We start from the raw sequence: 13028 nt of genomic DNA on the forward strand, positions 1-13028 counted from the left end.
GCTCAGCCTGTTTTAGAAAACAACTCGTTACTCTTGAAGCGAATTGTAAATGATGTGCCTTGCTTCTGAACCAGTTGATAATCGGCATTCAGTTGCCTGATTAATACCGAAACCAACGTCATGCCTAAAGTTTTGGACTGATTAAGATCAAAATCTTTGCTCAGGCCGGGACCTTCATCAGAAACCCTGATAACGACTTCATCATCTTTCTGAAAAAGAGCCACTTCAATTCTGCCATTGCCTTCCGTTACGCCATGCTTAAAAGCATTAACCAAAAGCTCATTAAGCAGTAGCCCGACAGGAATAGACTGTTTGATACTTAATGCTACCGGTTCGGTTTTTGTTATTAGCTGAACGTGGGATGAGGACGATGCGTATTTGCGTTGAACAGCATCCAAAAGCTCGTTTGCGTATTCATCCATTCTGATGGACGAAAAAGTTTCATTTTGGTACAGCCTTTCATGAACCATTGCCATTGAATGGATTCGGGAAATCGTATTCTCGAAGAAACTCCCCGTACTTGGCTTTTTTGAAATATTCTGTTGAAGCTGTATCAGGCTAGATACTAAAGCGAGGTTATTTTTCACCCTGTCATGCACTTCTGCGATCAGGTGGGTTTTTTCTTTCAATTGCTCTTTTATTTTTAGCTCGGCTTCCTTTCTGTAGGTAATATCACGGGCAATGCCATATACACCGATAATTTCTCCATCCACCACCATAGGTAGATTTGTAACCTCAACATACATGGGGTCCGAGTTTTTAAGAACTACTGTGGTCTCATAATGCTGAGATTTGCCCTCCAGCGTGCGGTAAAAATGAAACTGCAGTTTTTTGATATCTGATTTTTCCACAAAACGGTCTATGGTAGTACCTTTTAAAGCTTTTGCCTGCATGCCTACAGCTTTTTCGAATACCTGATTGGCGGAGATCAGGTGCCCTTCTCTGGATAATGAGAAAACGGCATTAGGGTTTTGCTCATAAAGAGACCGGTACTTCTGTTCATTTATTTCGATCTCTCGCTCCCAGTTTTTAATGCTCTTCAGAAACCGAAAAGAGAGCATACCGCCGGTTGTTAATAAAATCAGACCAAGAGAAACAGCAATCCACAGTAAAATGAAATTTAAAAGTTGTGTCCCAGAAGATAGAGCTGCGGACAGCCTGAATTTTGATTCTCTCAGCTTCTCGTCCAAAGCTAAAACTTCGTTCGTAAGTGCTTGTTGACGTTCGGCTGTCAGGGAATTTGTACTAATAAGTGCATGAGCTTCATTGGCTAACTCCTGCATCTCTGCCATAGTCTCGTCTGAATCCACCCATTCTTGAATAGCAATTTGAAAGTCCCCAAAAGAGTGAAACCACTCATAAGTGCTGACCATAATATCAATGTCATCAGGCACGGTATGGCTTTGAATAAACAATTCTCGCAGATAGGCATAATCAGTATCCTCGGCTTTTAACTCATGGCGGATATTTGAAGCATTATCAATTAACTGAAATGCGTTTTCAAATCCGGTCAGATATGTATCCGTTCCCGTACTGATATAATTGAGAAGTTGAAATGAAGCATCTTTACGTGCCTCCGTCCAGTTTACCTGAAAGGTTGAGTATCCCCGGAGTCCCGAAAGCGTATTAGTGGCTACGATAACCGAGATCGTCAGAAAAATCCCCAGGACAGCAAAAATGACGAGAATCCCGATCATCTTTCTGTCTATGTGGAGCCGCCTGAAAGAGCTTTTTGCAAAACTGCCGTTAGTATCCATTTATATGCTAAGCTGTATCCCTAAAATCCGTACACTAGTCATTGCCTTAATTTTTACAATAACAGAAGATGGTGAATAAGTCCAACATATAAACAATATTTAATAAAAAGCTTAGTCTACTTTTTATAAGAGACAATAAACACCAATTTTTTTTGATTATACTCCCTAAATTCAATTCACATAAACTTAAACGAAACCTATTATATGCCTTTTGAGACCGCAGACTATGTCGTTGTTGCCGGGTATATTCTTTTAATGATAGCTGTTGCGTGGGCAGCTAAGGTAAGAGGGCAGGAATCTCTGGATGATTTTTTTGCTGGCGGAAAGAACCTTCCCTGGTGGTTGGTTGGGGTTTCGATGGTGGCTACTACTTTTGCCGCAGACACGCCTCTGGCAATAACCGGCATTGTGGCCAAACAGGGGATAGCCGGAAACTGGTTTTGGTGGAACTGGATGATTTCAGGTATAGTGACCGTTTTTATCTACGCCAAACTATGGAAAAGGGCGGATGTAATAACAGACGTTGAGTTTATCGAGCTCCGGTATGGGGGCAAACCAGCGAGTTTTCTTCGGGGATTCAGGGCTCTTTACTTTGCTTTTCCATTCAACTGTATAATAATGGGCTGGGTGACAGTGGGGATGGCAAAAATTCTGACGGTTGTTACAGGTGCCGATCAATGGATTGCCATATTGGTGCTGTATGGGCTGATAGGCATTTATATAGCGATATCCGGTTTGTGGGGAGTTATGGTAACAGATTTTGTACAGTTTATACTGGCAATGGCCGGGACAATAGCGCTGGCTTATTTTTCTGTAGATCATGTGGGCGGTTTGTCAGAACTGAAATCACAACTTGGCAGTGTTGCCAACTATGATGTGTTGAGTTTCAATCCGTTCAGTAATCCCGAAATAGCTCTTACTACAGCGTTCATTTGGCTGGGGATGAACTGGTGGGCGGCATGGTATCCAGGGGCTGAGCCGGGTGGCGGTGGATATATCGCCCAGCGAATGTTTTCCGCTAAAGACGAAAAAAATGCCGTGGGTGGAACCTTATTGTTTAATATTCTGATGTATGCCGTTCGACCCTGGCCGTGGATTTTAGTCGGGCTGGTTGCTTTGGTGGTATTCCCGGGGCTCGAAGATCCCGAAACCGGCTACCCGCTGATGATGCTTGAGGTTCTTCCTGTTGGCTGGATGGGTTTACTCATGGTCGCTTTTCTGTCGGCATTTGTATCAACTATTTCTACACAGTTAAACTGGGGAACATCATATGTAGTGAATGATTTCTACAAGCGGTTCATAAAAACGGAACAAGAGTTTGAAAACAAGGAGAAAGCCCAGAAGCACTATGTGTTTATTTCAAGGGTTGCTACTTTACTAATGGCTGCTCTTGGCGTTGGAGTTTCCTATTACTTTGACTCCGTTTCGGGAGGATGGGAGTTTATTCTTTCTCTAAGTGCCGGAATAGGAGGGGTGCTTTTACTGAGATGGTTCTGGTGGCGAATTAATGCCTGGAGTGAAATTTCAGCGATGATAGCAGCCTTCGTCGGGGCTGTATTTTCGAATCAAATGGGGTATGATTTTTCGGGAAGCATGATATTTACAACCACCTTCTCAACAGTGATATGGTTGATTGCAACCTTTGTAACTAAGCCGGAATCTGAAGAGACACTCAAAAAGTTCTATGCCAAAGTAACCCCAATGGGAATCTGGTCAGGATATCGGGATGGCAACTACACAACCGACCGGTTGCTTCCTCAGCTCGTAAATATCGTAATGTCGCTGGGGGCAATTTTCTTCTTCCTGTATGGGCTGGGGCAAATCTTCTTTTTCAATTTAGGAACGGGAATCGGGTTTTTACTTGGTGGATGTATCTTTGTGTGGGCGGTTGTGAGGAAGATTTGAGTTCAGCTAATAAAGTCATAAATATATATTATTGATATAAGTTCGAAAGTTTTATTTTGATAGGTAAATAGGAAGGGCAGAAGAGTCCTTTAGCTTTAGGTCAACTTTTTTTGTGTAGATAATGATTGAAAATATTGGTACTTGCCTTAGGTATGTTTTTTTGGCTTCTGTAGTATCTGTGGTTTTTTTCAGTGCTGAGATAGTTGCACAGTCCAGCCCGCAATCTTTTTGGACTTTTTCCGAAATCCGCTCTGATACCAACAGCGATAATACTCTGGATTATTTTGGGGAAGAAGTAAGCATAACCGGCATCGCAAATATTGAAACCGGATTGCTTCATGAGCACTATCTGCAGGCGTTCATTCAAAATGATTCTGCGGGCATGTCGGTTTTTGCAATGGAGATAGAAACCCCGTTCGAGGAGGGAGACAGCGTTGTAGCCACCGGTAAAATAGAACGGTATAATGGGCTCGCGGAAGTACACATTGAGTCGTATCAAGTTTTTAAAACGGCGTCTTCAATAAAAGTGCGTCCACTATCAGAGGTCATTGAATCGCCGGAAAGATATCTCGGGATGCTGGCAGAGGGAGAAGGAAAGGTTATTGAAAAAGGCAGCACCTTCAATGGAAAGTATGTGCGCATTTCTACGGAAGGGTCATCCAAAAGCATGATGGTGTACGTATCAAATTTCCACAGCATGTTCGATCAATTCGACTTCGATGTTTTGGGCATTGGTGATAGAATTTCTGTAAAAGGGGTTATAACAGAGTACAACCCGGAATTTCCAGAGGTGCGAACCTTTAAGTTATTTCTACGAACACCGGAAGACCTGGTCTTTCAGGGTATTCCCCAGTTTTACCTGTATCTGATCGCAGGCGCCTGCACGCTTTTAATATTAGTGATCTTGGGTTGGGTTGTTAGCCTTAAACGAAGTGTGAATACCAAGACGAAGACGATTCAAGCTAACCTGGAGCAAAAAGAAGTTTTGCTAAGGGAAATTCACCACCGGGTAAAAAACAGTTTGGCTATTGTTTCGGGGCTTATTCACCTTCAGGAAGGAAATACGGAAAGCCGGGAAGCAAAAAGAGTATTACAGGACACTCAGGCTCGTATTCAATCGGTGGCATTGGTGCACGAGAAATTGTATAAGACAGAGTCTCTTTCAAAGATAAGGCTTAATACGTACATCCGGGATTTAGTAGAGGCTATCCACCGAACCTTTACGGATTATAAAGAAGGTGTTGAACTCAAATTTGATATGGAGGAAGTGCTACTGGAAACGGAAAGGGTAATTCCGTGTGGTCTTCTGATGAATGAATTGGTGGTTAACGCGTATAAGCATGCGTTCAGTAAAAACAAGCGTGGAGAACTTCACATCAGATTGAAGGAAATTGGAGATGACATTGTGCTGATCGTTTCAGATAATGGCCCCGGGTTGCCGTCCGGATCTGAGCAACAAAAAGACGAAAGTCTTGGCGCAATGCTTATCAACTCTTTTGCCTCTCGCTTAAAGGCCAAGATGGAGGTAATAAACAGAGAGATAGGCGGAACTGAGTACATGTTTAGATTTCCATCAGAGAAAACTACAGATTAGCGATCTTCTTTGCGATACATAAACTTGAGAGCCGACCAGTCTTCATCAACTGCACACACCTTTACATCAACCAGGCCGATTTGAAGGCCCAGAGCGCGCACTTCATTTCCGGTGATATCTGTCTCAAGCGTGGATGATTTTTTTATCCAGGAAACCCAGAGGGTTCCGTCTTTAGCCAGCTTTTCTTTTAATGGAAGAACCAAATTGTGAAGCTCTCTTTCATTTCGGCAAAATACATGAATGAAAGGAATTGGGGCTGTATGGTTAATTTCAATAAACCGAGCCCCCTCAGGAAGAGGGCCTAATAATTTCTGAAAATAGCCCGGAGGGTTGACAAGCAGAACTGCAAAACCAGATTTGATGCCCAGTTTCTTCAGGAGTGGGGTTCCTGAATAGCCGGCCATGGGTCAATCCTGATACATTTCTGTTACGTTCAACAGCTTGCGAAGCCCTTCAACTCTTTCGGGCTCTTCTTGCCGTTCATAACTGTGGATGAGATTCCGAATGCAACGCAACACAATATCCAGATTCGTGGCTATCTGAAAATGTTCGGGGCGCGGGTCGATGTTGTTTTTCTTCAGAAAGAAATAGCACTGATCATAGGTGACAATGGCACCATCATCATAAGGATCAATCAAAAGCTCCTCTTTATCTCCGACATAATTCAGCATGAAATGAATGGGCATGTTGATTCCGAAAAACGGCATTTCCAGCCGGCGGGCTATAAACATAACGATGAGGCTTAATGAAATGGGAAGGCCTTTTCTGCGATCAATTACCTGGTTTAAAAAGCAATTTCGGGGTGCATGATAGGACTCCGTGTCTCCCCGAAAGTTCAGGTCTTCAAAGATGAATTTAAGCATGCGCTTCATCTTGCGTTTTTCATCAAGCTTGTACTTGATCTGCGGTTCAATCATCTGTGCAAAATGGTCAAGCTTCTTTTGGTACTCCGAAATACGAAGCGTTGGATTGCCAAAACGAGCGAGGGTAAAAATGGCAATCTCGAGGGATTTTCGGGTTTTAATGCCATTTTCGAGAATCTCTATAAAATCAGACTCGAGTGTGTCAAAAGTAAGCTTGTGAATAACATCATTCACCCGGCTTTTTGCATCTTCACCGCTGACTTCAGACCGATATTCGTCCAGTAATGGCACGGCTTTTTCTCCCAGTTCCTGAAGACGGCTCTCTACACTTTGCTGCACAAACGGATCAGGGTCATCCATTAAAAAAAGCAACGATTCTATTTCTGTCTTTGAAGTCATACTCTCAATTCATTTGCTTGGCCGTCAAGATATTGATTCACACAGCCAATTACTTCTTATAAATGCCATTTGTAACCGTTATATTTCACGGCTCTGACAATCAATCATTCAACCATTTTATGGATATAAATGTTTCTTCAGAAATAGGTCACCTTCAGGGAGTAATCGTCCACACACCGGGACATGAAGTATCTCTGGTAAATCCCGAACTAAAAGATGAACTCCTGTTCGACGACATCATCTTTGAGGAAGATGCCAGAATTGAGCACCTGGATATGCTGGAGGTTTTTAAAACAGCAATGCCCTCCAACGGCAATGTGATCGAGATTCTGGACCTTTTGACAGAGGTATTTAAGAATGAAGACGCCCGGCTATTTTTTATTGAGCAGCTGATCAGGGAGTTTCCGGAAGAGAACCTGCATGTGGTAGAAAAGAAGCTTCGTAAGCTGGACCCTAAAGAACTTTTAGTTTTTGTAACTCAGGGATATTTGGAGCGCTCACAAGGGTTTTCTTTGAACCCTTCTCCAAACCTGCTTTTTACGAGGGACCTGGCTGCCGTTGTAGGAGATAATATCCTTATTTCACGAGCGGCAAAAAAAGCTCGTTTACGTGAGTCGTTGCTTATGGAAACGTTGGTTGAGTTCCACCCTTTGTTTGAAAATGTGAGGGAACAGGCCATAAAAATATCCGGACATCAGTCGATAGAAGGCGGGGATGTATTGGTCGTTTCTGACAAGCTTGTGCTCATCGGAATGAGTGAACGAACATCCTTCAGCGGACTGATGAAAGGTACCGAGGGACTTCTGAACAGTGGAGTGGAAACCGTGCTGGCGGTGGACATCCCAAAACAGCGTTCATCCATGCATCTGGATACTATTTTTACGTTTGCGGATGAAAGCGAGTGCATCGTATTTCCCCCGGCTATTTTAGAGCAGAAGAACAATGTAGTTGCCCTGTTTAAGGATGGGGATTCTATCAAAACAGAAATGAAAAGCTCATTACAATCTGCGCTGGAAGAGGAAACCGGAAGAGACTTTAATTTCATCAAGTGTGGTGGCGAAGACCGAACCAATCAATTTCGCGAACAATGGACCGACGGCGCCAACGTTTTTGCCCTGGCCCCCGGTGTAATTGTAGGATATGAGCGCAATACCAACACCTTCAACACCCTGGTTGACCACGGTTACGACCTGATGAATCAGTATGAGTTTGTTGAGGAATACGGTAAGGAAGGTTTCACCCCAAAAGACGGACAAAAGATTGCCATCAGTTTTCAGGGGCATGAGCTGTGTCGCGGGCGAGGCGGAGCGCGATGTATGACCCTTCCGATTTCGAGAAAGCCATTAACCTAATAACAAGAGACGATTGAGTTCTAACCCATATCAAGAGGAAGTTACGAGCGACTTTGAAGTGCTATCCAGAAAAGAGGAGCCCAAGAATAAGCCTGACACCAAGACCATTTTAAAGCATCTTGGGCTGTTCCTGCTCACTTTTTTCTTTGTGACTATGACCGGCGCCAATTTTGTAGGGTTTGAACCGGTTCTGTTTCCGTTTGCCATCCCCAACACCACCGACATGCTTAGGGGCTTGCTTTTTGCCGGTTTGCTTTTGTCTTTTCTTACCGTTCATGAGTTCGGGCACTATTTTGCAGCGGTACACCACAAGATTAAAGTCACACTTCCTTACTACATTCCTCTTCCAATCGGAATAGGAACACTTGGAGCAGTAATTCGGATTAAGGAGCGAATCCGAAAAATGCACAAGCTGTTTGATATCGGGGCTTCAGGTCCTGTAGCGGGTTTCATCGTGGCGCTGGTTGTACTGATGATTGGTTTTGCTACCCTGCCTGAACCGACTGAGTATGTTCAAAATTTTTCAGGTCACGAAGAACTAAAAGAGTATGTAACCCAGAACGGGACCTATCCGGAATTTATAACGGATGAAGTGGAGGGGCAGGGTGTGCTTACCGTTGGAAATACGCTGTTGTACTCCGCATTGGCATCCATTTTTGATAATGTTCCGCCCATGTGGGAGATGTATCACTTTCCTTTTCTTTTTGCAGGCTGGTTGGGGCTGTTTTTTACAGCGCTGAACCTGATGCCGGTAGGCCAGCTGGATGGCGGACATATTCTGTATTCACTGATTGGATATAAAAAGCACAGGGTGGTGGCCCGACTGTTTTTTACCCTGATTACTGCCATTGGCGGAGCGGAAGCTATTCCGTTGCTCCGGGAGTTTATTGCCGGTTATACAACCATGCCCTTAGCAGAATATGTGGTATGGGGCTTTATCCTTTTTGTGCTCATGAATCGCGCCTTCCGCTCAGATCGTTATTGGATATATGCGATGATGGCCGCCTCAATTATAGGGTCGGTTGTTTATGACTACACCGTTGGCGGGGTGGAAGCTGGTCAGGCGTCTTATATATGGGTTGTATGGAGCTTTTTCATGGCATTTGTGGTTGGGGTTGAGCATCCGCCCGTAGATATTGAAGAAAAATTATCCCCGGGCCGGCGCGTGATAGGCTGGCTGAGTATGCTTATCTTTCTGCTCTGTATTAGTCCGAATCCAATTTACATGAACTGATGAAATCAATGAGAATTTTACTTTTTGCAATCCTAACAGCAGGATTATTTACGGCCTGCAATCAATCCGAACAAAAGGCTGAACAAGAACAAACACTTGAGCAGCAGGTTAACAGCCTGGTGGAAGAGGCTAAATTTGAAGATGCCATGACCATTCTGGATGGCCGGCCAACTTCCCCGGAAGTGGTAGCCCTTAAAGAAGAGGTGCATCTGCAACACGGTATTTACCTGATCTATAATTCAGATCCGTCTCAGATGCGTGAAAATGCGAATAATGCACTGCGTGAATTTATTGCGGTGTTGGAGATCAATCCGGAGAATGAGAAGGCCATTGCCGAAACCGACCAGATTTTAGGCATCTACCGGACATTTCCAGACCGCAGCCCGGAGCCGGAAATCATGGAAAAGCTTAAAGAATTAGGCTTCGAAATTTAAAGGAAGCTGTGCCCTCCAAACCAGCGAATAATCAGTAAATAAACTCAATCACAATAATCTGTGATCAAATGAGCGATAAGAAAACAACACCGACCATAAAAAACCGAAAGGCCAGCCACGATTATCATATCGAGGAGACCTACGAAGCCGGTTTGGTTTTGAAAGGAACCGAGGTAAAGTCGCTGCGTGCGGGAAAAGCCAGTTTTGCCGATACTTTTGCGTACATACAAAGCGGAGAGGTGTTCCTGCGGGACATGTACATTAAGCCTTACGAGCACGGCTCCTACTACAATCACAATGAAACCCGTCCGAGAAAATTATTGCTCAACAAGCGGGAAATACGAGAGCTTGAAAAAGCAACCGAACAGAAAGGCTACACCATTGTTCCGCTAAAGCTCTACTTCAAAAAAGGAAATGCCAAGGTGTTGATCGGAATAGCCAGAGGTAAAAAGCAGTACGACAAGAGAGATTCCATCAAAGAAAAGGATGTGAAGCGCCAGATTGAGCGCAATGTGAAGGGAAACTACAAGATTAATATGTAGTTATTTCTTGTGATGAGGTTTTTTGATGTTCAGGTAAAGAACAGAGAGAAGTATAATGCCAATCGAGGTGTATTTAAAGAAAGTTCCCCCGTATGAATCTGGCCAATCCAGTATTCTGATAATCAGAAAGAACAACATATTTCCAATACCTAAGCCGAATAGAATAGCCTGAACAAAAGAGACTAAAACTTTTTCATTAATACTCTTTTTTTCGGAATTAGAAAGATTATTATATCCCGCAATCAAGCTCGGAAAAACCTTTACCAATACACCAATTAGGATAAAAAATATACCAGCTATTAGGTTTAGGTGATTCATAACTTAAGCTAACGTATGTGATTATATAAAACAAAACCCCACTCTCGGATAAGAGCGGGGTTTTCATGTAAAGTCAACAGGAAAGCCTGTAAGCCGGATTCTGTCGGGGGTAATCATTTATCTGGCGCATTCCACCCGATGGCGTCACGACAAGCGGCATATACCATCTACATGAACTTGCACCCCGCGAGGTTTACACTGCTCCCGACCTTGCGGTACGGGACGGTGAGCTCTTACCTCACCTTTTCACCCTTACTCCAACGCGGAGCGTTGAAAACTCCAAGCACCAAAAATCAAATTCCAATGTTTAATTTACTATTTGGTTATTGGAATTTGTGGCTTGGAATTTCTCAGCGTTCCGCGCTGAAGCGGTTTGTTTTCTGTTGCACTGTCTGTCATCCCGCCATTCCTGACGAGAAGCCTCCCCTTCGCCGGCTGAACCGAATCGGGGAGCGCGGTACTTGTTGGTGTCCGGACTTTCCTCCCGGCACATAATTGTGCCAAGCGATTACCCGGCTTTCCTGTCGTAAAAAGATAAGAGTTTTGTTTGTATGAAATAGGGTATTTGTTATCTCGCGGCGAAATCAGAATCATGCCTTCGCAGGAATGACTCAGGGATTTGGCAAATAAAAAAGGGAAGTGCTCGACTTCCCTTTTTTCATAAACAATGTGCTGATCCGAAAATGGTTCTTATCAGATAGATAATTCTTCCTTAGCGTTGTCAAAGAAAGACTGATCTACTACAATACGCCCGCTGTTCTCATCAATGATGATTTTATTCTTTCTGCGAACTTCGACCTGCGTTTGCGGCGGGAGCGCCATTCCAAGGGCGGCCCCGCGATCCATGGCAACAACAGCCATGCCGTTGTTCAGCCCGTCGCGTAAGCGATTGTAGCTGCGCATGTATCGATCGTCAATTTCTTTTTCAACTTCTTCACGTTTTTTGAGAAGTTGTTTCTCTTCCTCTTCTGTAGACTTGACTACATCATCAAGGCTTTCGCTTTTTTCGTCGTACAGCTTTTGAGCGGCCTCAAGTTCTTCTTTGGCGGTTTCAATTTCCGGGCCAATTTCTTCCTTGCGCTTCTCGATTTCTTTAAGTCGGGATTCCGCATTTTCGATCACCTGCTTCTGAGCTTCGATCTCCTTGGTCAGAGCATCGTATTCGCGGTTATTGCGCACGCTCATCTGCTGATCTTCGTACTTTTGAATCTTTTCTTCAGAGCTTTGCAGGTCAAGCTTAAGATTATCGAACTCGACCGTGAGGTTCTGGTCTTCCTCTTCGAGGTTATTGAGCTTTGCTTCCTTTCGCGCAATGTCCGTCTCCAGATCCAGCACTTCTTCCGGAAGGTCGCCCCGAAGCTGTTTCAGCTCGTCTATGCGACTGTCAATGTATTGGAGGTTGGCTAATTTTTGTAATACTTCGTTCATGGAGTGAGTTTCAGCTTGGTTGAATAGTTTTCGGTTCAGGTTCCGATACATATACCTGCATCGGGTTCGTTACGGTTCGGGTTACAGAAACAGTAAGTTCTTCAAAGGCTTCGGCTAGCTCGTTTTTCAGGGCTTCGGCAACAGGGAATTCACTTTCATAATGGCCGACATCCAGCAACAGGAAATTATCGGCTTCAGTGAAATAATCGTGATATTTGATATCGGCGGTTACAAGAGCCTGGGCACCGGCTGCAAGGGCTTTGTTTTTCAAAAATACGCCGGCGCCGCCACAAACGGCTACGCTTTTAATTCGGTCAACATCACCGGAATATCGTATAGCCTTTACATTCAAGGCTTTCGATACCAGGTGCAAAAATTCGTTTTTGCCGATTCCCTCTTCGGGATATTCCCCTAAAACACCCATTCCAAAATTCTGAGAGGTTGATGCAAGATCAACAACCTGGAAACTTCCCTCTTTCAGCATACCTTCTTTGTTCAGGGCTTTTTTCAGAACAGATACGTTGTGCTGGTCAATGATGGCTTCAAAACATTTCAGTCCGTCTTCGCGGCTGTTCACGTCAAAATGGTGGGCTTCCTCTGCCGAGTGATAATTCAATAACTTAAGTACGGCATCACTGTCTTTGTGAGACGTGATAAGGCGGATTTTTCGGCTTATGGAATAATTCTTATCAAGAAACTTGAGGTTGTCGAGCCCCAGCATATTGGCCAGTACAAAAGATACGCCATCAAGGGCTGCGTCTAAATTAGTATGGGCTACAAGTAATCCAATATCGTTTTTGATGAGCTTGTAGATAATGCGCCCTTGCTCATTGGTAGGGTTAATGCTTCCAATCTTGCTAAAAATAAGCGGGTGATGAGCTACAATAAGTTCACATCCGGTTTCGATGGCTTCTGCAACAACACTGTCGGTTACATCAAGGCAGGTTAGAATGGAAGTTACCTGCGCATTTGGATCTCCTACGAGTAATCCGACGTTATCATAATCCATTTTTACTTTGGGAGGAGCCCACTGATTGAGGAAAGTAGATATTTGCCGGATTCGGGTTGACATGCTATCTATCTCCTTGCACTTTGAAACCCGACGACCTTCTGGACGGATGATGTATGAAAAGTATGAATTTGAATACGTTCAATAAATCAGTAACCATTAATTACGATAACCTTAGAGCTTCCAAAAATAA

12 protein-coding genes and 1 other RNA gene are annotated in these 13028 nt (G+C 43.9%); 6 read left to right on the top strand and 7 right to left on the bottom strand.

Translation table 11 applies throughout. The features are described from left to right. Positions 1-2 precede the first annotated feature (2 nt). On the bottom strand, positions 3-1757 hold the full coding sequence (locus ABFW99_RS07555) for a sensor histidine kinase (protein WP_349354906.1): 1755 nt from the start codon (positions 1755-1757) through the stop codon (positions 3-5). A gap of 204 nt (positions 1758-1961) precedes the next feature. On the opposite strand from ABFW99_RS07555, the gene ABFW99_RS07560 reads away from it, so the two are divergent. Then, positions 1962-3662, top strand: coding sequence for a sodium:solute symporter family protein (locus ABFW99_RS07560; protein WP_349354907.1), 1701 nt, complete (start codon positions 1962-1964; stop codon positions 3660-3662). A gap of 160 nt (positions 3663-3822) precedes the next feature. Then, positions 3823-5256 carry a sensor histidine kinase gene (locus tag ABFW99_RS07565; RefSeq protein ID WP_349354908.1) on the top strand — a complete coding sequence of 478 codons (1434 nt, stop codon included), beginning with the start codon at positions 3823-3825 and terminating at the stop codon, positions 5254-5256. On the opposite strand, the gene ABFW99_RS07570 is transcribed toward ABFW99_RS07565, so the two are convergent. Beyond that, a complete protein-coding gene (locus ABFW99_RS07570) occupies positions 5253-5660 on the bottom strand; it encodes a DUF3052 domain-containing protein (RefSeq protein WP_349354909.1) in 408 nt (135 codons plus the stop codon). The two genes, ABFW99_RS07565 and ABFW99_RS07570, sit on opposite strands and share 4 nt — an antisense overlap. A 3-nt stretch (positions 5661-5663) precedes the next feature. Continuing rightward, positions 5664-6518: a transglutaminase-like domain-containing protein gene (locus ABFW99_RS07575; RefSeq protein ID WP_349354910.1), complete on the bottom strand. Its 855-nt coding sequence runs from the start codon at positions 6516-6518 to the stop codon at positions 5664-5666. A gap of 119 nt (positions 6519-6637) precedes the next feature. Between ABFW99_RS07575 and ABFW99_RS07580 the strand changes: the two genes are divergently transcribed. The 4 genes from ABFW99_RS07580 (at position 6638) to smpB (ending at position 10080) form a co-directional block, all read left to right on the top strand. Then, positions 6638-7870, top strand: a complete 1233-nt coding sequence (locus tag ABFW99_RS07580) for an arginine deiminase (RefSeq protein WP_349354911.1) — start codon at positions 6638-6640, stop codon at positions 7868-7870. 13 nt (positions 7871-7883) lie between these two features. After that, positions 7884-9104, top strand: a complete 1221-nt coding sequence (locus ABFW99_RS07585) for a site-2 protease family protein (RefSeq protein WP_349354912.1) — start codon at positions 7884-7886, stop codon at positions 9102-9104. Positions 9105-9112: 8 nt separating this feature from the next. Continuing rightward, the gene (locus ABFW99_RS07590; protein WP_440707461.1) at positions 9113-9538 is read left to right on the top strand and encodes a hypothetical protein; all 426 of its coding nucleotides are present in this window, start codon (positions 9113-9115) and stop codon (positions 9536-9538) included. A gap of 68 nt (positions 9539-9606) precedes the next feature. Then, a complete protein-coding gene (smpB, locus tag ABFW99_RS07595) occupies positions 9607-10080 on the top strand; it encodes an SsrA-binding protein SmpB (RefSeq protein WP_349354914.1) in 474 nt (157 codons plus the stop codon). Here the strand turns inward: smpB and ABFW99_RS07600 are convergent, their stop codons facing one another. The 4 genes from ABFW99_RS07600 to ABFW99_RS07615 form a co-directional block, all read right to left on the bottom strand. After that, positions 10081-10398 carry a DUF3784 domain-containing protein gene (locus ABFW99_RS07600; protein ID WP_440707462.1) on the bottom strand — a complete coding sequence of 106 codons (318 nt, stop codon included), beginning with the start codon at positions 10396-10398 and terminating at the stop codon, positions 10081-10083. Positions 10399-10471: 73 nt separating this feature from the next. After that, positions 10472-10922: RNase P RNA component class A (gene rnpB, locus ABFW99_RS07605), an RNA gene on the bottom strand. Between the two features lie 169 nt (positions 10923-11091). Further along, complete coding sequence (locus ABFW99_RS07610) at positions 11092-11826, bottom strand: zinc ribbon domain-containing protein (protein WP_349354915.1); 735 nt, start codon at positions 11824-11826, stop codon at positions 11092-11094. Positions 11827-11836: 10 nt separating this feature from the next. Continuing rightward, positions 11837-12898, bottom strand: coding sequence for a Nif3-like dinuclear metal center hexameric protein (locus ABFW99_RS07615; protein WP_349354916.1), 1062 nt, complete (start codon positions 12896-12898; stop codon positions 11837-11839). Between the last annotated feature and the right edge of the window lie 130 nt (positions 12899-13028).

It is taken from the genome of Gracilimonas sp. BCB1 (genome assembly GCF_040117685.2).
Lineage (GTDB): Bacteria > Bacteroidota > Rhodothermia > Balneolales > Balneolaceae > Gracilimonas.